Source organism: Jeongeupia chitinilytica (assembly GCF_014652315.1).
In the GTDB taxonomy this organism is placed as follows: domain Bacteria; phylum Pseudomonadota; class Gammaproteobacteria; order Burkholderiales; family Chitinibacteraceae; genus Jeongeupia; species Jeongeupia chitinilytica.
This window is the reverse complement of sequence record NZ_BMYO01000008.1, coordinates 214,991-239,094: the sequence shown is the minus strand read 5'-3', so window position 1 is coordinate 239,094 and position 24,104 is coordinate 214,991. Positions and strand designations below refer to the sequence as shown.

General features: G+C 67.6%; 20 protein-coding genes. 16 read left to right on the top strand and 4 right to left on the bottom strand.

The features are described from left to right. Nucleotide 1 precedes the first annotated feature (1 nt). Nucleotides 2–646 carry a GNAT family N-acetyltransferase gene (locus tag IE097_RS15600; RefSeq protein ID WP_189461779.1) on the top strand — a complete coding sequence of 215 codons (645 nt, stop codon included), beginning with the start codon at nt 2–4 and terminating at the stop codon, nt 644–646. Here IE097_RS15600 and IE097_RS15595 read toward each other — a convergent pair. Then, nucleotides 630–1,217 carry a TetR/AcrR family transcriptional regulator gene (locus IE097_RS15595; RefSeq protein WP_229797616.1) on the bottom strand — a complete coding sequence of 196 codons (588 nt, stop codon included), beginning with the start codon at nt 1,215–1,217 and terminating at the stop codon, nt 630–632. The genes IE097_RS15600 and IE097_RS15595 overlap by 17 nt on opposite strands. A gap of 161 nt (nt 1,218–1,378) precedes the next feature. Here IE097_RS15595 and IE097_RS15590 point away from each other — a divergent pair, with 161 nt between their 5' ends. The 8 genes from IE097_RS15590 (at nt 1,379) to IE097_RS15555 (ending at nt 10,152) form a co-directional block, all read left to right on the top strand. Next, the gene (locus tag IE097_RS15590) at nt 1,379–2,434 is read left to right on the top strand and encodes a sugar phosphate isomerase/epimerase family protein (protein WP_189461777.1); all 1,056 of its coding nucleotides are present in this window, start codon (nt 1,379–1,381) and stop codon (nt 2,432–2,434) included. A 30-nt stretch (nt 2,435–2,464) separates the two neighbouring features. Then, nucleotides 2,465–3,343, top strand: coding sequence for an alpha/beta fold hydrolase (locus tag IE097_RS15585; RefSeq protein ID WP_189461776.1), 879 nt, complete (start codon nt 2,465–2,467; stop codon nt 3,341–3,343). Nucleotides 3,344–3,345: 2 nt separating this feature from the next. Then, nucleotides 3,346–4,284 carry an alpha/beta hydrolase gene (locus IE097_RS15580; RefSeq protein ID WP_189461775.1) on the top strand — a complete coding sequence of 313 codons (939 nt, stop codon included), beginning with the start codon at nt 3,346–3,348 and terminating at the stop codon, nt 4,282–4,284. An 81-nt stretch (nt 4,285–4,365) separates the two neighbouring features. Beyond that, nucleotides 4,366–6,183: an adenylate/guanylate cyclase domain-containing protein gene (locus IE097_RS15575; RefSeq protein ID WP_189461774.1), complete on the top strand. Its 1,818-nt coding sequence runs from the start codon at nt 4,366–4,368 to the stop codon at nt 6,181–6,183. Further along, the gene (locus IE097_RS15570) at nt 6,180–6,713 is read left to right on the top strand and encodes an SH3 domain-containing protein (RefSeq protein ID WP_189461773.1); all 534 of its coding nucleotides are present in this window, start codon (nt 6,180–6,182) and stop codon (nt 6,711–6,713) included. Before IE097_RS15575 ends, IE097_RS15570 begins: the two co-directional genes overlap by 4 nt. Further along, the gene (locus IE097_RS15565) at nt 6,713–7,594 is read left to right on the top strand and encodes a M48 family metalloprotease (protein WP_229797622.1); all 882 of its coding nucleotides are present in this window, start codon (nt 6,713–6,715) and stop codon (nt 7,592–7,594) included. Before IE097_RS15570 ends, IE097_RS15565 begins: the two co-directional genes overlap by 1 nt. Nucleotides 7,595–7,690: 96 nt before the next feature. Continuing rightward, nucleotides 7,691–8,986 carry an aminopeptidase P N-terminal domain-containing protein gene (locus IE097_RS15560; RefSeq protein WP_189461771.1) on the top strand — a complete coding sequence of 432 codons (1,296 nt, stop codon included), beginning with the start codon at nt 7,691–7,693 and terminating at the stop codon, nt 8,984–8,986. Further along, complete coding sequence (locus tag IE097_RS15555; RefSeq protein WP_229797615.1) at nt 8,983–10,152, top strand: FAD-dependent monooxygenase; 1,170 nt, start codon at nt 8,983–8,985, stop codon at nt 10,150–10,152. The genes IE097_RS15560 and IE097_RS15555 overlap by 4 nt, the downstream gene beginning before the upstream one ends. A 67-nt stretch (nt 10,153–10,219) precedes the next feature. Here the strand turns inward: IE097_RS15555 and IE097_RS15550 are convergent, their stop codons facing one another. Continuing rightward, complete coding sequence (locus tag IE097_RS15550) at nt 10,220–10,714, bottom strand: GAF domain-containing protein (protein ID WP_189461770.1); 495 nt, start codon at nt 10,712–10,714, stop codon at nt 10,220–10,222. Nucleotides 10,715–11,082: 368 nt separating this feature from the next. On the opposite strand from IE097_RS15550, the gene IE097_RS15545 reads away from it, so the two are divergent. The 7 genes from IE097_RS15545 (at nt 11,083) to IE097_RS15515 (ending at nt 20,820) form a co-directional block, all read left to right on the top strand. Continuing rightward, the gene (locus IE097_RS15545; protein WP_189461769.1) at nt 11,083–12,351 is read left to right on the top strand and encodes an amino acid deaminase; all 1,269 of its coding nucleotides are present in this window, start codon (nt 11,083–11,085) and stop codon (nt 12,349–12,351) included. Nucleotides 12,352–12,428: 77 nt separating this feature from the next. Beyond that, a complete protein-coding gene (locus tag IE097_RS15540; RefSeq protein WP_189461768.1) occupies nt 12,429–13,772 on the top strand; it encodes a GntP family permease in 1,344 nt (447 codons plus the stop codon). 11 nt (nt 13,773–13,783) lie between these two features. Then, the gene (locus tag IE097_RS15535) at nt 13,784–14,656 is read left to right on the top strand and encodes a MurR/RpiR family transcriptional regulator (protein WP_189461767.1); all 873 of its coding nucleotides are present in this window, start codon (nt 13,784–13,786) and stop codon (nt 14,654–14,656) included. 8 nt (nt 14,657–14,664) lie between these two features. Then, on the top strand, nt 14,665–16,143 hold the full coding sequence (locus IE097_RS15530; protein ID WP_189461766.1) for an N-acyl-D-amino-acid deacylase family protein: 1,479 nt from the start codon (nt 14,665–14,667) through the stop codon (nt 16,141–16,143). Next, nucleotides 16,136–16,528 (top strand): RidA family protein, encoded by a 393-nt coding sequence (locus IE097_RS15525; protein ID WP_189461765.1) that lies wholly within the window; start codon nt 16,136–16,138, stop codon nt 16,526–16,528. Before IE097_RS15530 ends, IE097_RS15525 begins: the two co-directional genes overlap by 8 nt. Further along, entirely contained in the window at nt 16,525–17,424 is a 900-nt protein-coding gene (locus IE097_RS15520) for a sugar kinase (protein WP_229797614.1), read from the top strand. Before IE097_RS15525 ends, IE097_RS15520 begins: the two co-directional genes overlap by 4 nt. Before the next feature lie 543 nt (nt 17,425–17,967). Then, on the top strand, nt 17,968–20,820 hold the full coding sequence (locus IE097_RS15515; protein ID WP_189461764.1) for a peptidoglycan-binding protein: 2,853 nt from the start codon (nt 17,968–17,970) through the stop codon (nt 20,818–20,820). Between the two features lie 102 nt (nt 20,821–20,922). On the opposite strand, the gene IE097_RS15510 is transcribed toward IE097_RS15515, so the two are convergent. Together IE097_RS15510 and metE are read right to left on the bottom strand one after the other, a co-directional pair. Then, nucleotides 20,923–21,492 (bottom strand): hypothetical protein, encoded by a 570-nt coding sequence (locus IE097_RS15510; protein WP_189461763.1) that lies wholly within the window; start codon nt 21,490–21,492, stop codon nt 20,923–20,925. A gap of 176 nt (nt 21,493–21,668) precedes the next feature. Further along, the gene (metE, locus tag IE097_RS15505; protein WP_189461762.1) at nt 21,669–24,017 is read right to left on the bottom strand and encodes a 5-methyltetrahydropteroyltriglutamate--homocysteine S-methyltransferase; all 2,349 of its coding nucleotides are present in this window, start codon (nt 24,015–24,017) and stop codon (nt 21,669–21,671) included. Between the last annotated feature and the right edge of the window lie 87 nt (nt 24,018–24,104).

The following is a 24,104-nucleotide window of genomic DNA, read 5'->3' as shown; positions in this document are numbered from 1 at the left end:
GATGACGCCAGCCCATTTCAGGCTCGCCCCGCAGACATTGAACGGCCGCATCGTCCGGCTCGAACCGTATGCCGATGCGTTGAAGGACGACGTTCGCACCGCGCTCGACTGCGACCCCGACGGATGGAACCTCTTTGCCATGTCCGGTCAGGGGAAACACTTCGAATCATGGTGGACGACGATCATGGCGCAGGTCGACGCCGGCCGGTGGATCGCCTATGCCATCCGCGATCTGGCCGATGGCCGCATCGTCGGCACCAGCAGTTTTCTCAACCTGAAGCCCGCACAGCAGGGCGTCGAAATCGGCGGGACCTTCCTGCACCCGTCGGTGCGATCGACGCTGGTCAACACCGAAGCCAAGCAGCTGATGCTCGAGCACGCCTTTGCCGCCGGTGTGCGCCGGGTCGAACTGCTGACCGACGCGCGCAATCTGCGCAGTCAGGCCGCCATCGCCAGGCTCGGCGCGGTACGCGAAGGCGTGCTCCGCCGTGATCGCATCACATGGACCGGTCACGTCCGCGACAGCGTGCTGTTCGCCATCACCGATCTGGACTGGCCACACGTACGACAAACGCTGGCGCAGCGCGCTCGCAACGGTGACGGACAGCGGCACATAAAGCGACTGTGCCTTATTCCTTTGAAGTAGAAGCGCTACCCGCAGCAGGATCACTGGTCGCCAGCGCCGCATCCAGCGCCGTCATGGCCGGCACCAGCATGGCCCGCAGGCGTTCGGCGCCGATGCCGTCGCGCGCCTGAACCGACACGCCGTGCAGCAGCGCTGCATAAAAGTCGCCCAGCGCGGCCACGTCGGTCTCCGGCTTCAACTCGCCGCGCTGCTTTGCGGCAGCCAGCAGGTCGATGATCGACTGCGTGCGCTGGCGCCGGTGTGATGCCAGCCATGCGATGACCTGATCGCTTTCCAGCGCACCGCTCGCGGCAGCGGACACCACCAGGCAACCTTGCGGGTGATCGGCTTGCGTGTAGGTCTCGATCGCATCGGTGAACACGCGCTCGATCGCCACCCGGACCGTGCCCTCCTGCTGCATCGCGCGTTCGGCGAAGCCGCCCTGCCCCGACTCGTACAAGGCCACCGCCTCGCGGAACAGCGCCTCCTTGCTGCCGAAAGCGGCATAGATGCGCGCCGATGCGATACCGAGCGCATCGACCAGATTCGCCATCGACGTGCCTTCGTAACCCCGGGCCCAGAAGGCGAGCATCGCCTTTTCCAGCGCCTGGTCCCGATCGAATTCCCTCGGCCGTCCGGCCATAGTCTGCCCACCTTTCGCTGTCTTCCGGCGGATTCTATCGCACCCGACTGTTGACGCAAGCCACCTTCACCCCTATTCTTTGTCGATCGACAAACAATTGGAATCGAAGCATGCAAACCATCAAGGGCCCGAGCCTTCACCTCGCGCAGTTCAGCGATGCCACCGCCCCGTTCAACAGCCTGCCGGCCATCGCGGAGTGGGCGGCGCACACCGGCTTCAAGGCACTGCAGATCCCGGCGTGGGACGAGCGGCTGTTCGATGTCGGCCTCGCGGCGGAGAGCCAGACTTATTGCGACGACATCAAGGGCGGACTCGCGGAGCACGGACTCGTCATCAGCGAACTGACCACGCACATCTTCGGCCAGCTGGTCGCGGTGCACCCTGCCTACGACAGCATGTGCGACAACTTCGCCCCTGTGGCGCTGCGCGGCAATCCGCAGGCGCGCACCGCGTGGGCGCTGGAGAAACTCGAACAGTCGGCCAGAGCGTCGAGCCGGCTCGGTCTGACCGAGATGGGCACCTTCTCCGGCTCGTTCGCCTGGCCCTACCTGTTCCCGTTTCCGCAGCGCCCGGACGGACTGATCGAAGCGGCCTTCGAGGAACTCGCCAGGCGCTGGCTGCCGATCCTCGATGCCTGCGACGAACAGGGCGTCAACCTCTGCTACGAGATCCATCCGAGCGAAGACCTGCACGATGGTGCGTCGTTCGAGCGCTTCTACGAACTGGTCGGCGAACACGCGCGCTGCAACATCCTGTTCGACCCGAGCCACTTCGTGCTGCAACAGCTGAATTACCTCGACTATCTGGACATCTACAAGGACCGGATCCGGATGTTTCACGTCAAGGATGCCGAGTTCAACCCGACCGGCCGGCAAGGCATCTACGGCGGCTACACCTCGTGGATCGAGCGCGCCGGCCGCTTCCGCTCGCTCGGCGACGGCCAGGTCGACTTCAAGGCGATCTTCTCCAGACTCGCCCAGAACGACTACGCCGGCTGGGCCGCGCTGGAATGGGAGTGCTGCCTGAAGGATCAGGAAGACGGTGCACGCGAAGGCGCCGAGTTCATCAACCGCCACATCATCAACGTGACGACCAAGATCTTCGACGACTTCGCCGGGGCGGCGGTCGACCGCTCGCAGATCAACGCCATGCTCGGCATCGCCTGAACCCCCTGCTTCCAGCTTCCAGAGAACATCATGAAACCCTCCATCGAACGTCCCGATCACGACAACTACACCCATCGCTATGTCCGCATCGACGGTCAGCGCATCCATTGCGTCACCGCCGGCAGCGGCGAACCGGTCCTGCTGATCCCGGGCTGGCCGCAAACCTGGTTTGCATGGCGCCACGTGATGCAAGCGCTGGCCGACAAAGGCTTCATGGCGATTGCCGTCGACCCGCCCGGCACCGGCCATTCGGACCGCCCGCTGGACGGTTACGACACCGGCAACACCGCGGCCAGACTCCACCGCGTGATGGCGCAACTGGGCCACGACCGGTACGACGTCGTCGGCCACGATGTCGGCATGTGGGTCGCCTATGCACTCGCCAGCGACCAGCCGGATGCGGTCCGCCGGCTGGCGATCAGCGAGGCGGTGATCCCCGGGCTGGCACCCGCGCCGGACATCTTCGCGCCGCCGGAACAGAACATCTTCCTGTGGCACTTCATGTTCAACCAGCTGGCCGACCTGCCCGAGACGCTGATCACCGGCCGCGAGAAGGCCTACCTCGACTTCATGTTCGACCGCTGGTCCCACCGTCGCGACAGCGTGGCCGTCGATGTCTACGTCGCCGCCTACGCGGCGCCCGGCGGTCTACGGGGCGGCTTTGCCTATTACCGGGCGATTCCCGAAACGATCCGGCAGAACCGCGAACGCGCGAAGCGCAAGCTGGCGATGCCGGTGCTGGCCATCGGTGCCGAGCACGCCACCAACGATGCGCCGCTGGTGACCATGCGCGACAACGCCACCGACCTGCGCGGCGTGGTCGTGCCGGACTGCGGCCACTTCATCATGGAAGAGGCGCCCGAGGCCTTCATCGCCCACCTCGTGCCCTTCCTCGAAGGGAGGGCCTGAGCATGCCGCTCGATCCGCACATCGCCACCTTCCTCGCCGCCCAGCCTGCCGCGGCCGCCGATGCCTCGCTCGACGACATCCGCCGCGCCACCGAGCTGAACCTGCCGATGCTGCACGGCCCCGTACAGCCGGTCGCCAGGGTCGAAACCTTCACGGTGACGGCCAGCGACGGGCATCCGCTCCGGGTCCGGGCGTACTGGCCGGCAGACACGCCCCGCGCGGCGGCGCCGCAACCGGCCATCGTGTTCGCCCACGGCGGCGGCTGGTGCCTGTGCTCGCTGGAACTCTACGACAACCCGTGCCGTGCACTGGCCAATGCCAGCCGGTGCGTCGTGCTGTCGGTCGACTACCGGCTCGCCCCCGAGCACCCCTACCCGGTGCCGCTCGAAGACTTCTACAGCGCCGTGCTCTGGGCGTTCGCGCACGCATCGCAGCTGGGCATCGATCCGGCCCGGATCGCCGTGGGCGGGGACAGTGCCGGCGGCAACCTCGCCGCCGCCGCGTGCCTGCTGGCGCGCGACCGCAACGGCCCGGCGATTGCGCACCAGTTGCTGCTCTACCCGGCGCTGGACGACACGCTGACGACGGCTTCGTACGCCACCTACGCCGACGGCTACTACCTGACCCGGGACGTCATGGCGTTCTGCTGGGACACCTATCTGCCCGGCACCGGCGACGGCCGGCCGGCTTGGGCTGCCCCGATGCGGGCCACGACACTCGAGCGGCTGCCACCGGCGACGATCCTGGTGTGCGAGTACGATCCGCTGCGCGACGAAGGCGAGGCCTATGCACGGCGGTTGCGGGATGCGGCGGTCCCGGCGCATGACGAACGGCTCGGCGGCATGGTGCACGGCTGCATCCACATGCTCGGGCTGACGCCCGCCGCCGCCAGCCTGTTCACGCGATCGGGCGCACTGATCGGGGCGGCCCTGTCGGCCTGACCGGTAGCGGGCGGGGCAGGTTTTCCTTGTCGTCCCCTGCCCGCTGCCGCCATGCTGTGAGCGTGTCATCCGGTCACGCCCATGAAACCACTCAACCGCTACGCCTACCTCGTCCTGCTGGCCGTCGTCGCGCTGCTCGTCGGTGCCGACTACCGCTGGCGGCTGTTCGAACGCGTCGACGCGCAGGCCGGCGACGTGCTGACACGGGCCACCGTGCACGCACGCACGCCGTCGCCCGATATCGTCATCGTCAACATCGACCAGAAAAGCCTCGAGCAGCTCAACGACGAAGCCGGCAGCTGGCCGTGGCCGCGCGCGATCCACGCCGAGCTGGTCTCGGCCATCGCCGCCCAGCATCCGAAAGCCATCGTCTTCGATCTGCTGTTCAACGAGGCCGACACCTTCCGTGCCGACAGCGATGCGCTGCTGCGTGAAACCATTGCCGCCACGCCGGATGTCTATGTGCCGACGGTGCTGCTCGGCGACGGCCAGGGTGCAAAACTCGCCGGGCTGCCGGCGTCGCTCGGACTGGTCCGCACACCGCAGGCGCAGCCCGACGCGCGTGCGCCGTTGCTGCTGCCGCTGGTGCTTGCGCCGGCGAGCTGGCACGGCGGGCTGATCAACTTCGACCATGACCGCGACGGCATCGGCCGCCACTACCTGCTGTATGCAACACGGGACGGCTGGCGCATTCCGGCGATGCCGGCGACGCTGGCACGCAACTTCGGCTGGCCGCATCCCGACCGCACGCGGATGCGGCTGAACTGGACGCCGCGCCATGCGACGGTCAGTTACGCCGACGTCTACCTCGACGCCGGCCGCGAAACGCCACAGCGGCCGAAGAACGAATTCACCGGCAAGATCGTGCTGATCGGCACCGCCGCGCCGGGGCTGATGGACCTGCGGCCGACGCCGCTGTCCAAGACCTGGCCCGGTATCGAGATCCTCGCCACGGCAATCGACAACCTCGAACACGGTGACTGGCTGCGCGACGCGCCGAGGCCATGGTTCGCCGCGCTGGCCATCGCCATCGCAGTATTGCTGGCGCTGGGTTTCCAGCTCGGCGTCAACAGCCTGTGGCTGGGAACCGCGATGGTCGCCACAACGGCGATCGGCGCGGCAGCGGTGTGGCTGGCGCAGGACCGGCTGTGGTTCCTGCCGCTGGCGATGCCGCTGGTATGGGGCTGGGTCTATTACGCGCTGGCCGCACTGGTCGCCTACGTAAAGGAGCGCGCCCGCCGCGAAGCCACCGTACGGCTGTTCGGCCGCTTCCTCGACCCGCGTGTCGTCGGCCAGCTGGTCGCCGGCGGCGCGATCGACAGCACGCCGGCCGCCCGCGAAGTGACGGTACTGTTTTCCGACATCCGCGGCTTTACCTCGCTGTCCGAAACGCGACAGCCCGAAGAGGTGGTTGCTTTACTGAACCGTTATTTTTCACGGCAGGTCGCCGTCGTCTTCCGTCACGGCGGCACGCTTGATAAATTCATCGGCGACGCGATCATGGCCTTCTGGGGCGCACCGGTCGACGACGCCGATCACGCCCGCCACGCCGTGGCCGCCGCGCTCGACATGGGCCGCGAACTCGAAGCCTTCCGGGCCGAACTGGCGCTGGACGGCATCGATTTCGACATCGGCATCGGCGTCCACACCGGCCGTGCCGTCGTCGGCTTCATCGGTGCCGACGATCGGCTCGATTACACGGCGATCGGCGATACGGTGAACCTTGCCAGCCGGATCGAAGGTCAAACCAAGGGAGTCGCACGCGTGCTGGTGTCCCGGGCCACACGGGACGCTTGTGGCGACGCCTTCCGTTTCGACGATCGCGGCGAACACCACGTCAAGGGACGTGCCGAGGGTACGCGTTTGTACGAACCCCGACTCATTGAGGAGAAGCGATGAAATCGTTTCTGGCAATCGTGCTGCTGGGTCTGGCGGGCTTCGCCTGGGCCGAGAGCGGCACGCTGGTTCGCGCCAGCGAACTGAAACAGAAGCCGTTTACCGACGCCGCCAGCGCCGGCAAGCTCGGCAGCGGTGCGCGTGTCGACATCGTTGCGCGCCAGGGCGCGTGGATGCAGGTGAAGTCCGGCAGCCAGAGCGGCTGGGTCAAACTGCTGAACGTGCGCACCGGCAGCGGCAAGGGCAGTGGCGGCGGTATCGGCCAGATCGGCAGCGTGCTGACGACCGGCTCGTCCGGTACCACGGTGACCACCGGGGTGAAGGGGCTGTCGAGCGAACAGATCCGCAACGCCAGGCCCAACTACAACGAGCTGAAAAAGCTCGACGGCTACGATGCAACGCGCCAGAGCGCCGCGAACGGCGCCGCCGCCAACGGCCTGAAGGCGCGCAGCGTGCCCTACCTTGTTTCGCGTGCGACGACGTCCGACAGCACCAACGGCAACGATCCGCAAAACCGCCGGAGGGGCCCGTGATGCACATCCGAACCACACTCGCCGCACTGGCGCTCGCGCTGCCGCTGGTTCAGCCCGCACAGGCGTCCAGCCTGTCCGACTTCCTCGGCAAGGCGATGGAGAACCCGGACCTCGTCAACTCGGTGGTCGGCGCGGTGCAGAACACCATCGACGCCAACCGCACGATCGGCCCGAAGGAAGAGAAGACCCTCGGCGACGGCATGGCCGCCAACCTGCTCGGCGCCGCACCGCTGGTCAACAACGCCGGTCTGCAGAGCTACGTGAACCAGGTCGGCCGCTGGGTTGCCAGCCAGAGCGAGGCGCCGAATCTCGACTGGCGTTTCGGCGTCATCGACAGCCCCAACGTCAACAGTTTCGCCACGCCGGGTGGCGTGGTGCTGATCACCCGCGGGCTGATGGACCGGCTGCGCAACGAGTCCGAACTCGCCGGCGTGCTCGGCCACGAGATCACCCACGTGCTGCGCCACCACGTGACCCGCGCCGCGCAGTCGGGCAAGGGCCGCGAAGCCGTCGCCAATGCCTTGCAGGGTGTCGCCCAGTACAAGACCGACGATGCGCGCCGCCAGTTGGGCGCCAACGTGCTGTCCGGCGTGTCCGAGGTCTACGTGCGCGGCCTCGACAAGGACGACGAGTTCGAGGCCGACGTCACCGGCATGGTGCTGGCCGCCCGCGCCGGCTACAACCCGTATGCGCTGGTCTCGGTGCTGCAGACGCTGGGCGAGATCAACCCGTCCGACAGCAGCGTGCAACTGATGTTCAGCACCCACCCGAGCCCGCAGGCCCGGCTGGACTACATCGACCGCACCGTCGGCAGCCGGCTCGAGAAGTACGCCGCCGGCATCGAGAACACGCCGCGATTCGGCGCCGCCACCGGTCGCTGACCCGTCGACAAGGCCGTGTCGACAGAACGAAGGCCGCGCCACCCCGGCGCGGCCTTTATAATTGGCGGACAACACCCGCACAACAGGACGCGCCCCATGCAGCCCTACGCTCAACGCCGCGCCGCGCTGGCCAGCCAGCTGGCCCCCGGCCTCGTGATCCTGCCGACGTCGCCGGAACTGAACCGCAACGCCGACACCGCTTTCCCCTACCGTTTCGATTCGGGCTTCTATTACCTCAGCGGCTTTGCCGAACCCGAATCGGTGCTGGTGCTCGTCACCGGCGACGCCCCGCAATCCATCCTGTTCTGCCGCGAAAAAAACCTCGAACGCGAGATCTGGGACGGTTACCGCTACGGCCCGGTCGCCGCCGCCGAAACCTTCGGCTTCGATGCGGCCTACCCGATCGAGGAACTCGACGAGCGCCTCGTCGGGCTGATGAAGAACCAGCCGCGCGTGTATTTCCCGCTCGGCCAGGACAAGGCCTGGGACGCGCGGCTGTCCGGCTGGCTGGCCGGCGTGCGTGCCTTCACCCGGTCCGGCGTCGCCGCACCGGGCGAGATCGTCGAAGTCCGCGATGCGATCAACGAGATGCGCCTGTTCAAGGACGCGCACGAGCTCGAGATCATGCGCCGCACCGGCCGGATCAACGTCGAGGCGCACAAGCGCGCGATGCGTTTCGCCCGGCCGGGCATTTTCGAATACGAACTCGAAGCCGAGCTGCTGCACGACTACTACCGCCAGGGCAGCCGCTTCCCGGCCTACACCAGCATCGTCGCCGGCGGCGCCAACGCCTGCGTGCTGCACTACATCGAGAACAACGCCCGCATCGCCGACGGTGCGCTGGTGCTGATCGACGCCGGCTGCGAAATCGGCGGCTACGCGTCCGACATCACCCGCACCTTCCCGGTCAACGGCCGTTTCAGCCCGGCGCAGAAAGCCGTGTACGAGATCACGCTGGCCGCGCACGAGGCCGCACAGGCCGAATCCCGCCCCGGCAACAGCTGGGGTGCGGTGCACGATGCCGCGACCAGGGTACTGGCGCAGGGCATGCTCGACCTGAAACTGCTGAAGGGGTCGCTCGACGAGGTGCTCGAAACCGGCAGCTACCGCCAGTTCTACATGCACCGCACCGGCCACTGGCTCGGCCTCGACGTCCACGACGCCGGCGCCTACATGAAGAACGGCACCTGGCGCACGCTCGAAGCCGGCATGGCGTTCACGATCGAGCCGGGCTTCTACATCCGCCCGGCCGACAACGTGCCGGCCGAGTTCGAAAACATCGGCGTGCGCATCGAGGACAACGTCGTCATCACCGGGACCGGTTTCGAGTGGCTGACCGACGACTGCCCGCGCAGCGTCGCCGAGATCGAAGCCTGGATGGCCGGCCGATGATGGCCGGACGCCTGCCCGAGCACGTCGACGTCGCCATCGTCGGCGGCGGCCCGGTCGGTGCGCTGCTGGCGCTCCGGCTCGCCGACGCCGGCATCAACGCGCTGGCGATCGAAGCCCGTGTCACCACGCCGGCCGATCCGCGTGCGCTGGCGCTGTCGCATGCCAGCACCGAGGCACTGGCCCGCGTCGGCCTGTGGCACGACGCACTCGGTGCCACCGCGATCACGCGCGTCCACGTCTCGCAGGCGGGTACGCTGGGGCGCACCGAACTCTCGGCGGCGGAAATCGGCCTGCCGGCACTCGGCCACGTCGTGCCCTACAGCGCGCTTGCCGGACTGGCGCTGGAGCGGCTCAGGACCGGCAAGGCGGCCGTCGCGCTCGGTACCACCGTCACCGGCATCGACCGGCTGGCGCGCTATGCGCAGCTGACACTGGCGACACCGCAAGGGCTGCACCGGCTCACCGCCGGTCTGGTCGTGCTCGCCGAAGGCGGCCAGCTGCTCGCGGCACTCGACGACGTGACGCAGACCGTCAAGCCGTACGAGCAGCACGCCATCCTCGCAACGATCACGCCGAACGAGCCGCACCGCGGCGTCGCATTCGAGCGCTTTGCCGACGACGGCCCGATGGCACTGCTGCCGAACGGCGACGACTACACGCTGGTCTGGACGCAGACGCCCGAAGGCGCCGACGCCAGGCTCGCGCTGTCCGACGCCGATTTCATCGCGCAGGTCGGTCAACGATTCGCCGGCCGGATCGACGGTTTTGCGAAAGTCGGTCCGCGCGCCAGCTGGCCGCTGGCGCTGAAAACGCTGGACTCGGTCGTCGGCCGCCGCGTGGTGATGATCGGCAATGCCGCGCAGACGCTGCATCCGGTCGCCGGTCAGGGGCTGAACCTCGGCCTCCGCGACGCGACGACGCTGGCCGATCTGCTGACGATCACCCCGCGCCCCCTGCTCGGCGAACCCGCAACGCTGGCGCGCTATGCCGGCCTGCGCCGCAAGGACGCCGGCCGGGTCACGCGCTTCACCGACGGGCTGATCGGCTGGTTCGAATCGCCGAATCCGCTGCTCAAGCACGCCCGCAGCGCCGGCCTGCTGGCGCTGGACCAGATCGGCCCGCTGCGGCGCGGCTTTGCCCGCAAGATGGTCTACGGCGCGCGCTGACCGCCTGCACCGAAATGGACAAAGGCCCGCTTGCTGCGGGCCTTTGTCGTTTCCGTCCGCGACACGGTCAGGCGGCGTTGCCGCGGACCAGTTCGATTTCGACCAGCCTGGCCATGTCGACGAGCATCTCGCGTTCGAACGCCTCGAGTTTCCGCGGCGCGCGGTCGATCAGGCAGAGCGTGCCCAGCATGGCGCCGTTCGCGGCCTTCAGCGGCACGCCGGCGTAGAAACGGATGTAGGGCGCATCGGTCACCAGCGGGTTGTCGGCAAAGCGCGGGTCAAGCAGCGCATCCTCGACGACCATCATTTCCGGCTGCAGGATGGTGTGTCCGCAGAACGAGACATCGCGCGAGGTCTCGGTCGCGTCGATGCCGCACACCGACTTGAACCATTGCCGCCTGGCGTCGATCAGGCTGATCACGGCGATCGCGACCCGGAAGAAACTCGCCGCAGCGCGGGTCAGGTTGTCGAAACGTTCTTCAGGGCCGGTATCGAGAATCAACAGGCTGCGCAGTGTCGCCAGCCGGTGGGCCTCGTCCGCGGGAAGAAACGGCGCTTGCATCGTATCGGGCACTCCGTGGTCGTTCAGGAATCTTGGAACCGGGCCTTCATTTTTTCACGATTGGCCGACATTTGGTCAGATTCTGGAAAGTATTTCGCAAAAAAGCCAGCCGCCATCGTCATCCGGACAAGCAATGCAAAGGGACATGCCCGTCAAGGCATGTCCCTTTGCACATTCTGCCGGCCGGCTTGCACCACGCAAATTGGGGCAAGCCCGATAGGGTCGTACCGGTCCCGCCGGATCGAACCCTGTCCGCGGCATCGCGGCCATATCCCGTTCTTGCCGCCGATCGATAAAGAAAATAATTTTCTTGATAATGGAAAATTTATCGTAGTAATCTCGAAAAAGTTTCAAACACGGAGAACAGCATGGCCGCGCATCCCTTCTCGAACCACCCGATCGCCGCCAGCGGCAAGGGCCTCGGCAGCTTCGGTGCCGGCGACACGCTGGGCGATGTCGCCGGGCTGGGCTGGAACATCCTGGCCGAGGACGTGAGCCTGCCGGTCGCGGTGCTGCGCGGCGAGCGCATCGCCCACAACCTCGCGTGGATGCGCGATTTCATCGGCCGCTATGGCGTCAAGCTGGCACCGCATGGCAAGACGACGATGAGCCCCGCGCTGTTCCAGCGCCAGCTCGACCACGGCGCCTGGGGCATCACGCTGGCGACGGCGTCGCAGACCCGTGCCGCCTACCTGCACGGCGTGCGCCGGGTGCTGCTCGCCAACCAGCTGGTCGGTCGCGGCAATATGGCGATCATCGCGGCACTGCAGGCCGATGCGGACTTCGACTTCTACTGCTGCGTCGATTCGGCGGCCAACGCCGACGCGCTGGGCGCCTACTTCGCCGAGCGCGGCCAGACGCTCAAGGTGCTGCTCGAACTCGGCGTCACCGGGGGCCGCACCGGCGCGCGCGATGCAGTGGCCGAGGATGAAGTCCTTGCCGCCATCGCCCGGCAGCCGGCGCTGAAACTCGCCGGCATCGAACTCTACGAAGGCGTGCTCAAGGAAGAAGCCGACATCCGCGCCTTCCTGCAACGCGCCGCCGGCCGCCTGCGCCGGCTGTGCGACGACGGCGCCATCACCACCGACACCGCCATCCTGTCCGGCGCCGGTTCGGCGTGGTACGACATCGTCGCGGCCGAATGGACCGGACTGACACTGTCGCGCCCGGTCGACATCGTGCTGCGCCCGGGTTGCTACCTGACCCACGACGTCGGCATCTACAAGGCCTCGCAGGCGCGCATCGACGCCAGCAATCCGGTCGCCCGCGAGATGAACGCCAGCCTGTTGCCGGCCTTGCAGCTGTGGGCCTACGTGCAGTCGCTGCCGGAGCCGGGCCGCGCGATCATCGCGCTCGGCAAGCGCGACGCGGCGTTCGACGCCGGCCTGCCGCTGCCGGCATTGCAGCACCGCCCCGGCGAGGCCGCTCCGCGCGCCGTTCCGGCGCACTGGCAGCTCAGCGGCATGATGGACCAGCACGCCTATCTCGACGGCCTGCAGCCCGGCGACGACATCGCCGTCGGCGACCTGATCGCCTTCGAGATCTCCCACCCCTGCCTGACCTTCGACAAGTGGCGCCAGCTCGCCATCGTCGACGAAGGCTATACGGTGACCGAACTGGTCGAGACCTTCTTCTAGCCCCACCGGGCGGCAACCGCCGCCACCCCGCTGACGCCGTTCAAAGAAACGGCGCAGCTCCCGACAGGAGTCATGACGTGTTTCCAGGCAATCCCCTGCTGCTGTACGCGCTGGTGGCGATCATCGCGCTGATCCTGCTGATCGCCCGCTACAAGCTCAACCCCTTCATCACGCTCACCATCATCTCGCTCGGCCTCGGCCTCGTCGCCGGCATGCCGGTCAGCAACATCGTCGCCTCGTACGAGGGCGGCGTCGGCAAGACGCTCGGCCACATCGCGCTGATCGTCGCGCTCGGCACGATGCTCGGCAAGATGATGGCCGAATCGGGCGGCGCCGAACGCATCGCCCGGACGCTGATCGCGCGTTTCGGCGAAAAGAACGTGCACTGGGCGATGGTCTGCATCGCCTTCCTCGTCGGCCTGCCGATCTTCTTCGAAGTCGGTTTCGTGCTGCTGGTCCCGATCGCCTTCAACGTCGCCCGCCGTACCGGCACCTCGCTGCTGCTGGTCGGCCTGCCGATGGTTGCCGGCCTGTCGGTGGTGCACGGTCTGGTACCGCCGCACCCGGCGGCGATGATCGCGGTCGGCGAGTATCACGCCAATGTCGGCCGGACGATCTTCTACGCGCTGATCGTCGGCATCCCGACGGCCATCGTCGCCGGCCCGCTGTTCGCCAGGTTCATCGCCCCGCGCGTGCAGCTGCCGGCGCACAATCCGCTCGAAGACCAGTTCATCCACCAGGACGAATCGCGCGTACTGCCGGGCTTCGGCATCACGCTGTTCACGATCCTGCTGCCGGTGCTGCTGATGCTGATCGGCGGCTGGGCCGACGTGCTGGCCGCCAGGGGAAGTGCCGCCAACGACCTGCTGCACTTCATCGGCAACTCGGTCGTCGCGCTGCTGATCGCCACGCTGGTGAGTTTTTTCACGCTGGGCTTGGCGCGCGGCTTCAAGCGCGAGACCATTCTCAAGTTCACCCAGGACTGCCTGGCGCCCACGGCCGGGATCACCCTGCTGGTCGGCGCCGGCGGCGGCCTGAACCGCATCCTCGTCGATTCGGGCGTCGCGCACGAAATCGTCTCGCTGTCGAACGTGCTGCACATCTCGCCGCTGCTGCTGGGCTGGATCATGGCCGCGCTGATGCGCATTGCCACCGGCTCGGCCACCGTGGCGATGAGCACCGCTGCCGGCATCGTCGCACCGATCGCGCTGGCGCAGGGCTATCCGCATCCGGAGCTGCTGGTGCTGGCCACCGGCGCCGGCTCGCTGATCCTCTCGCACGTCAACGACGGCGGTTTCTGGCTGATCAAGGAATATTTCAACATGAGCGTCGCCCAGACCTTCAAGACCTGGACGGTGCTCGAAACGCTGGTGTCGGTCGTCGCCCTCGTGCTGGTGCTGGCGCTGTCACTGGTGATCTGAGAGCGCAATCAATGACCGTATCCGACATCGTTTTCCAGATCCGCAGCCGTTACGACCAGCTCTCGGGCACCGAGCAGAAGGTGGCCGATGCGGTCCTCGCCGACCTGGCCTTTGCCGCCAGCGCGAGCATCAACGAGCTGGCCGAGCGCGCCGGCGTCAGCATCGCGACGATCTCGCGCTTCGCCAAGGTTGCCGGCTGCGACGACGTGCGCGACCTGAAGCTGAGGCTGGCACAGGCCGGCGCGATCGGTGCGCGCTTTCTGGCCGACCAGGGCGGCGGCGAAGACAACGTGTTCTACAACCGGATCTGTGCCGACATCGAGGCCGCACTGCACCAGAGCCTGGCGCACTTTTCCGAAGCGCAGTTCCGCGCTGCGGCGGCGCTGGTCGACAAGGCACGCATGACCTGTGTCGCCGGCTTCGGCGGCGCGTCGACGATGCTCGGCGACGAGCTGCAGTTCCGGCTGGCGCGGCTCGGCTATCCGGTGTCCGCCTACCACGACCCGGTGCTGCTGCGCATGCTCGCGACGACGCTGTCGGAGCGCGACGTGCTGCTGCTGCTGTCGGTGTCTGGCGTTACGCCCGAGCTGCTCGAGGTTGCCGACATCGCGCGCCAGTACGGTGCAAAAGTGGTGGCCATCACCGCGCCGGACTCGCCGCTGGGCGAACGCGCCGACGTGCTGCTGCCCTTCCACGTCGACGAGACCGACTTCATCTACAAACCGTCGGCATCGCGCTACGGAATGATGCTGGTCATCGACGTGCTCGCGACCGAACTCGCGCTGATGCACAAGGCACACAGCAAGGAAATGCTGCGCCGGCTCAAGCTCGTGCTCGACGACTATCGCGGCGGTGGCGACCGGCGCCTGCCGCTCGGCGACTAGGAGAACCCATGTACGACCTGATCATCCGCAACGCACGCATCCTCGACGGCGACGGCGGCGAATGCCACGGCAGCGTCGCGGTGGCCAACGGCCGCATCGCCGCGATCGGCGTCGGCCTCGACGATGGCGACGCGCACGACGTCGTCGACGCCACCGGACTCGCACTGGCGCCCGGCTTCATCGACGTCCACACCCACGACGACACCAATGTGATCTGCGAGCCGGCGATGCTGCCCAAGCTGTCGCAGGGCGTGACGACGGTCGTCGTCGGCAACTGCGGCATCAGTGCCAGTCCGGTACGGCTCAGGGGTGACCCGCCCGATCCGATGAATCTGCTGGGCGACGCCGAACACTTCGTCTACCCGCGTTTCAGCGACTACCGCGACGCGGTCGACGCCGCCCGGCCGGCGGTCAACGTGGCCGCGCTGGTCGGCCACACCGCGCTGCGGCAGAACCACATGGACCGCCTCGACCGCGAGGCAAGCGAGCCCGAGATCGCAGCGATGCGGGCCGAACTCGACGACGCGCTCGCCAACGGTGCGCTCGGTCTGTCGACCGGGCTGGCCTACGCGTCGGCGTTTTCGAGCTCGACGTCCGAGGTCAAGGCGCTGGCCGAAGTGCTCGACGTCCATGGCGGCGTCTACACGACGCATCTGCGCACCGAATTCGACGGCATCATCGGTGCGCTCGACGAGGCGTTCGAGATCGGCCGCCATGCGCGCTCGCCGGTGGTCGTCTCGCACCTCAAGTGCGCCGGCGCCGGCAACTGGGGCCGCGGGCCGGAAGTCATCGACCACCTGGCCGCCGCGGCGCACGGCCATCCGGTCGGCTGCGACTGCTATCCCTACTCGGCCAGCTCGTCGACGCTCGACCTCAAGCAGGTCACCGACGAATTCGACATCCTGATCACCTGGAGCACGCCGCATCCCGAAGAGGCCGGCCGCAAGCTTGCCGACATCGCGGCCGGCTGGGGCGTTTCGCTGATTGAGGCCGCACGCCGGCTGCAACCGGCCGGTGCCGTCTACCACGGCATGCAGGAATCCGACGTCCGGCACATCCTCTCGAACCCGCTGACCATGGTCGGCTCGGACGGGCTGCCGAACGATCCGCTGCCGCATCCGCGGCTGTGGGGTGCCTTTCCGCGCGTGCTCGGCCACTACAGCCGCGATGTCGGGCTGTTCCCGCTCGCCGAAGCGGTGCGCAAGATGACCGGCCTGTCGGCCGACCGCTTCGGCCTGACCGACCGCGGCCGCATCCGGCCGGGCGCCTGCGCCGACCTCGTCCTGTTCGATCCGGCCCGCATCCGCGACGTTGCCAGCTTCAGCGCACCGCAGCAGGCTGCCGACGGCATTCACGGCGTCTGGGTCAACGGCGTGCTGTCCTACCGCGACAAATCCCCGACCGGCGTCCGCGCCGGCCGATTCCTGCCGCGTCAGGCCGACGTGCGCACGACTTTCCCATCCCAACAGGAGAACCATCATGTCTGACATCACCCGCATCGGCGTCGAAGGCGGCAAGGGTACCGGCGGCCAGCATCTGCCGTTCGCACGCGCGGCCGGCGCCGACGGCTGGCTGTTCGTATCGGGCCAGGTGCCGATGGTGAACGGCGAGATCATCGACGGCGGCATCGTCGCCCAGTCGCACCAGGCGATCCAGAACGTGCTCGCCATCCTCGCGGAAGCCGGCTACGGCCCCGAGCACGTCGTCCGCTGCGGCGTCTGGCTCGACGATCCGCGCGACTTCATGTCGTTCAACCGCGTGTTCATGGAGTACTTCGGCGCCAACCCGCCGGCGCGCGCCTGCGTGGTGTCGAGCATGGTCGTCGACTGCAAGGTCGAGGTCGACTGCGTCGCCTACAAGAAGCCGGCATGACCATGCGGATCGGTCTGATCGGCGAAGCGATGATCGAGCTGGCCGGCACGCCACTCGAACGCCGCTGGGGTGGCGATACGCTCAACACCGCCGTCTATCTGGCACGCCAGCTCGGCGCGGCCCACCCGGTGCATTACCTGAGCGCGCTCGGCGACGACAGCCTGTCCGACGGGCTGCTCGCCGACTGGCAGGCCGAAGGCATCGCGACGGAGCGGATCGCCCGCCTGTCCGGCCGCCTGCCCGGCCTGTATCTGGTCGAAACCGACGACGCCGGCGAGCGGCGCTTCCATTACTGGCGCAGCGACAGCGCGGCCCGCCACTGGTTTGCCGGCGGCCTCGATTTCGCAGCCCTGTTCGACGGTCTGGATGCGGTCTACCTGTCCGGCATCACGCTGGCGCTGTTCCCGGCGCCGGAGCGCAAGCGGCTGATCGAGGCGCTGGCCGCGTTCAGGCGGCAAGACGGCCGGGTCTGGTTCGACAACAACTACCGGCCGCAACTGTGGCCGGTGGCCGACGCGCGTGACGCCTATGCGCAACTCTACGCGATCGCCGACATCGCCCTGGTCACCGAGGACGACGAGACCCGCGTTTTCGGCGACGACGGCGACGCGCTGATCGCCCGTGTTCAGGCGCTGGGCTGTTCCGAGATCGTCGTCAAGCGCGGCGCGGCACCGGCCACCGTCATCAGCGGCGGGCTGCAGGTCGCGGTGGCGGCCAGCCCGGTGGAACGCGTCGTCGATACCTGCGCCGCCGGCGACTCGTTTGCCGCCGCTTACCTTGCCGCTCGCCTCCTTGGCGCGACCCCGGCCGATGCCACCCGCAGCGGCCACCGGCTGGCCGGGCTGGTGATCCAGTACCCGGGCGCGATCATGCCGACCGGAGCGATGCCGCGGTAAACGGCGGCAACGGCCGACGGCGAACCGCACACGGTCTGCCTGCAGGCGACGGGTTCCTGAGTCGCCCCCTTCGCCAATCGCGCCACCGGACCATCCATGACACAGCCCCTGCAACGCAGGGGCTTTTTGTCGCCCGGCATCTCCCGGCATCCGGTCCGGCCCCACGGCGGCACAATCGACACGCCCATCTGTCCGGTTTTGTCCAAAGCAGCCGCCGAAGAAACTAGTGTTCACAACATAGCCAGCGGCCGCCCGGATGCGCGCCGACAGTCGACCCTCAACGACTTGGCAGATCCGCTCACCTGTTTTGACAGATGACACCGAGCGGATCATGAACAGGCCAGCTTCCTCCGTTGCCCTTCGTCGCGACTGCGTCCGCAGCGTGACCGATGCACGCGACCGGCACATGCCACGCGCCCTCCCTGTCCGCCCTCCCCCCAAGCCCCCGCATTCACCACCCGCGTCGACAACCGCACACCCGAAGGTGCGCGTGGCACACCCCGCCCGTCTTCAACCGAATCCCCGTTTGCCGAGGAAAGCATCATGGCCAGTCCACTCCTGATTCGCGGCCACCAGGGCGCCGACGTCGCCGCGCTGAAACAGGCGCTGCGGACCGCACTCGAACAGGCCGGCATCAACGCCGCGCCCTTTCCCGGCCTGAACGACGGTGGTGACGGATTCGACGCCGACACCGAGGCGGCGCTGCAGCAATGGCAGGGCAGCGCCGGCTTCGTCGCCGACGGCATCGCCGGCCCGCGCGTGCTCGGCGAGTTCGGGCTGCTGCAGAGCGATCCGGCCCAGGTCCAGGTCAACGTCGCGTCGGTGCAGAAGATGTTCCCGGCGACCAAGGCGTCGAACATCGAGCGCAACCTGCCGTACGTGATGGCCGCGCTGCGCGCCGCGGGCCTGATCGAGCGTGATCTGATCTGCATGGCACTGGCGACGATCCGCGCCGAAACCGAGGGTTTCGTGCCGATCAGCGAAGGCGTGTCGAAATTCAACACCGCCCCCGGCAAGCCGCCGTTCAGCGCCTACGACCCCGGTACCGACATCGGCCACACCCTCGGCAACACCGAGCCCGGCGACGGCGCGCGCTTCAAGGGTCGCGGCTACGTGCAGCTGACCGGCCGGGACAACTACACAAGGCTGGGGACCAGGCTCGACATCGATCTCGTCGGCCGGTCCGAACTGGCCAACGCCCCGGAGGTCGCCGCCTGTCTGCTTGCCGCCTTTCTCGTCGCCAAACGGGACCCGATCCGGGCGGCGCTCGACAGCGACGACCTGAAAAAGGCGCGCAAGCTCGTCAACGGCGGCAGTCACGGGCTCGACCGCTTCACCGACGCCTACCGCCGCGGGCTGGCGGTGCTCGGCCCGGTGCAAGCGGCCCGCGCAAGCGGCAAGGCCAAGGGCTTCACCGTGCCCGAGACGCTGACCGTCGTCCGCGACGGCGTCGACCTGCGCGACCGGCTGTTCATGCCGCGCGTGCAGTCGTTGCCGCCGCAACATCCGACCGATGCCGACGTTGCACAACTGCTGCCGGCCTACACCAGGGCCGGGCTGGTGCTGAACCAGGGCACCGAAGGCGCCTGCACCGGCTTCGGCCTCGCCTGCGTGATCAACTACCTGCGCTGGCGCGCCAACGGCGGCAAGGCGACCGAATCGGTCAGCCCGCGCATGCTGTATGCGTTCGCCCGCCGCTACGACGAATACGACGGCGAGGATTACGAAGGATCGAGCTGCCGCGGTGCGCTGAAAGGCTGGCACCGCCACGGCGTCTGTCCGGCGCACGACTGGCCCTATCACCCCGGCGAGGACACGACGCCGAATCCGGGCTGGATCGACGCAGCGCTGGAAACCACGCTCGGCGTCTATTACCGGATCGACCCCAAGGCGCTGGTCGACCTGCAGGCGGCCATCGCCGAGGTCGGCGCGATCTATGTCTCGGCGTACACGCATCCCGGCTGGGCCGGCGTCGCGCGGACCAGGGCACCGAAATCGCACGCGGACCTGCCGCTGATCGCGTTCGACGACCGGCCTTCGCTGTCGGGCGGGCATGCCTTCGCGCTGGTCGGCTTCAACCGGACCGGCTTCGTCGTGCAGAACTCGTGGGGCGAGGCATGGGGCGCCGGCGGCTTTGCCGTGCTCGGCTACGCCGACTGGCTCGCCAATGCGATGGACGCCTGGGTCGCGGCACTCGGCGTGCCCGGCAACCTGTCCGGCCAGCGCGTGCCGCGTTCGCACCGCAATGCGCCCAGCGGCGTCGCGGCTTCGAGCTGGGATGACGAAACGACGACAAGGCACAGCATCATCAGCGGCAACGACGGGCGCATCGACAGCTTCATCGCCGAAGACGAACTCCAGCGATCGCTGCGCGCACAGGCCTGCACGCTGCCCGACCTGTGGTTCCGCACCCAGCCGGGCGACGTCAAGCGGCTGGTCATCTACGCCCACGGCGGCCTCAACAGCAAGGATGCAGCGCTCAAGCGCGCCCGCGTGATGGGGCCCTACTTCACCGGCAACGGCTGCTACCCGCTGTTCCTGGTCTGGAAAACCGGCCTGCTCGAATCGGTCGGCCAGATCATCGGCGACCATATCGACCAGCTGCGCTCGGGCCTGTTCGGCGCTGATCGCGGCATCACGGACTTTTTCGCCGACCAGCAAGATGCGCTGGTCGAAACCGTCATCGGCCGCCCGCTCGCCCGGCCGATCTGGAGCGAAATGAAGGAAAACGCCGGGTTCGCGACCGAACGCGGACGCGGTGGCGACCTGCTCGCACTGGCGCTGCAGGCACTGGCGAACCTCTGGGGCGACAAGCTGGAAATCCACCTGATCGGCCACTCGGCCGGCGCTATCCTGCTCGGCCAGCTGCTCGACCGCTTCGCCCAGCTCGACCTCGGCGAGCGTCTGGCCTCGGTCCACCTGTATGCGCCGGCCTGCACGGTGGCGTTCGCCAACACGCACTACACACCGCATCAGGCCCTGATGAAACGCCTGCATCTGCACGTGCTCAGCGACGACAACGAGCGTAACGACACCGTCGCGGAAATCTACCGCAAGTCGCTGCTTTATCTGGTCAGCAACGCGCTCGAAACGGACAGGCGCACGCCCCTCCTCGGGCTGGAAAAGGTGTTCACCACCCCCGATGCGCGGGACTGGGACGGCGCGTCGACGACCTTCGACACCGTCAACGACTGGTGCCGCGCGTGGGCCGACGCAGGCGGCGCCGGGCGGCTGCACGTCTGGCGGGACGCCCGGGTCAGGTCCGGCCCGGACACGACGATCTCCGCATCCCACGGCAGCTTCGACAACAACATCGAGGTCATCGGCCAGACACTGAAACTGGTGACCGGCAACGACGTGCTGACCATGCCGGTCGACGACCTGCGCGGCTTCTGAGCCGGTGCGAACGGCGGGCCGGCGATTGCCACCCGCCACCATCAACGTTGCGCCTGCAGGCCGTCCCGGACGGAGATCACGTAATCCTGACTGGCGCCACGGCTATTCGAGCAGCTCCTGAAGCGCTTTCGCGCCGGCACCGTTGCTGTCGTTGTACGCGTCGACGATGGCCTGCGTCAGCTTGCCACGGTTGATCGCGTGCCCGGCCGGCAGCTCGTTCTCGCTCTTGAAACCCAGCGAGGAAACGTAGAAGAAACTGATCTTGTCCAGATCGGCACCATCCCGGCGCAAACGCCGGTCGCCGACCACGGCAAGGCTTTCCCGGGCCAGCAGGCGGTACCAGTCCGAATCGGCCAGCCAGGTCCGCATCGTGGCCTCGCCCACGCTGTTGCGGATGTTGGCCTGCGCAAGCCGGCGCAGCAGCTGGTCGGCACCGGCGTCGGGGGTCGGGTCGGTGCGCTCCGGTACCGGTACCGCCGCCGACCGGACAGCTGGCGGCGGCTGCACCTCGGCCTGCGCCGGTACGGCCGGCGCCGCCTTCCTTTCGGCAAAGAACCCCGATTGCGACAGCACCGCAACCAGCCCGCCCACGGCCGCAATCACGGCGGCCACACCGGAAAGCACGCCGGGAAGCGTTTTCCACCACGAACCCTTTTCGCTGTCTGTATCCATGCCCGCCGCCGCACCGGAACCGCCTGTTTCCGCTATGGCAGCAAGCCCCGGTCACCGCGCCTGTTTTCGGACAACCGGCCGGCCAAGGGCGTGGCAACCGACGAACGTCCGGCCGGCATAGGAATCCATCAACGAAAAAGCCGCCCTTGGGCGACTTTTTCCGTTGATGGCAATGCTCAGGCGTTGCAACCGCAACTGCCGCCGTGCGCGTGCACCTTGTAGGCATTGACCGCGTCAACCGCCAGCTTGCGGCCTTCGGCGATCGCCTTGCGGGCTTCGACCGTCGCTTCGAGCATGTTCGCCAGCGCGGCTTCGGTTTCCGGCCAGCCGCGGGTCTTCAGGCCGCAGTCCGGGTTGATCCACAGCCGTTCGGCCGGAACGACGTCGAGCGCCTTGGCAATCAGCCGCAGCATGTCGGCCACCGGCGGGACGCGCGGGCTGTGGATGTCGTAGACGCCCGGGCCGATCTCGTTCGGGTAGGCGAATTCGCCGAAAGCTTCGAGCAGCTCCATGTCCGAGCGGCTGGTCTCGATCGTGATCACATCGGCGTCCATCGCGGCGATCGCAGGCAGGATGTCGTTGAACTCCGAGTAGCACATGTGGGTGTGGATCTGGGTGCTGTCGACGACGCCCGAGGCCGAAATCCGGAATGCGCGGCCGGCCCATTCCAGATACGCATCCCAGTCCGAGCGCTTGAGCGGCAGGCCTTCGCGGAACGCCGGTTCGTCGATCTGGATCACCTTGATGCCGGCGGACTCGAGGTCGACGACCTCGTCGCGGATCGCCAGCGCGATCTGCAGCGCGGTATCGCGGCGCGGCTGGTCGTCGCGGACGAACGACCACTGCAGGATCGTCACCGGGCCGGTGAGCATGCCCTTCATCGGCTTGGTGGTGAGCGACTGGGCGTAGCGGCTCCACTCGACCGTCATCGGGTTCGGGCGCGAGACGTCACCGAAGATCACCGGCGGCTTCACGCAGCGGCTGCCGTAGCTCTGCACCCAGCCGAAGCGGGTGAAGGCGAAACCGGCCAGCTGTTCGCCGAAGTATTCGACCATGTCGTTGCGTTCGGCTTCACCGTGCACCGGCACGTCGAGGCCCAGCGCTTCCTGCTTGGCGACCGCGAGGCGGATCTCGGCCTGCATCGCCGCGACGTAATCGGCCTCGGCCAGCGCACCGCGCTTGAACGCGGCCCGCGCGGCACGGATGTCCTGCGTCTGCGGGAACGAACCGATCGTCGTCGTCGGCAGCAGCGGCAGCTTCAGCCATTCGCGTTGCGCGACCGCACGTTGCGCATACGGGCTGTGACGCTCGGCGTCGCTGGCAACCAGCGCGACCAGACGGGCACCGACGGCACGGTTGTGGATGCGGGTCGACGTCGCGCGGCTGTGCGCGACGGCGTCGCTGGCGGCCAGTTCGGCGGCGACCGCGTCACGGCCACCGTCGAGCCCCCGCTTGAGGATCGCGACTTCGTCCAGTTTCTGTCTGGCAAACGCCAGCCACGATTTCAGCTCGGCATCGAGCCGGTCTTCGGAATCCAGATCGACCGGGCTGTGCAGCAGCGACGCGCTGGCCGACACCCACAGGCGCTCGCCGAGCTGCGCCCTGGCCGTTTCCAGCTGCGCCAGCTTCGTCGTCAGGTCGGCGGCCCAGATGTTGCGGCCGTCGATCACGCCGGCGCTGAGGATGCGCTCGGCCGGCCATGCCGGCAGCAAGGCATCGAGCTGGGCCGGTGCACGCACGAGGTCAAGGTGTACGCCGGCCACCGGCAGCGCGTTGATCAGCGCGGCGTGCCCGGTCACGCTGTCGAAATAGGTGCCCAGCAGCAGCTTGACGCCGGCATTGCCGAGCTCGCGGTAGGCCGGCACGAAGGCGGCCTGCCATGCGGTGTCGAGTTCGAGCGCCAGCACCGGTTCGTCGATCTGTACCCATTCGATGCCGCGTGCAGCGAGCTTTTCCAGAATGCGGCGGTAAGCCGGAATGATTTTTTTCAGCAGTTCGAGCTTGTCGAACCCGGCCGCCCTGGTTTTGGACAGGTAAAGGAAGGTCAGCGGGCCGACCAGCACCGGCTTGACCTTGTGGCCCTGCGAGCGCGCTTCGTCGATGTCGTAGAACAGCCAGTCGACACCGCCGTCAAACGCCGTTGCCGCATCGAGTTCCGGCACGATGTAGTGGTAATTGGTATCGAACCACTTGGTCATTTCCATCGCCGGCTGTTCGGCATTGCCGCGCGCCAGTTCGAAGTACTGCTTCAGGTTGAGCGCCCTGGCATCGAAGCCGAAGCGGGCCGGCAGCGCGCCGAGCAGCGCAGCCGTGTTGAGCATCTGGTCGTACCAGGCGAAATCGCCGACGGCGGCGAAATCGAGGCCGGCGTTCTTCTGCCAGTCCCAGTGGCGGCGGCGCAGCGTGCTGCCCACGGCGGCAAGTTCGGCCTCGGACGATTCGCCGCGCCAGAACGCTTCGACGGCGAACTTCAGTTCGCGCTGGCCGCCGATGCGCGGAAAACCCAGAACATGAGCAACAGTCATTTCATTCATCCATTTATATGAGTCACTTGCATGATGCGCGTTGCAGCATCTATGATTCAAACTCATTATTTTCAGAATTAGTGTGAA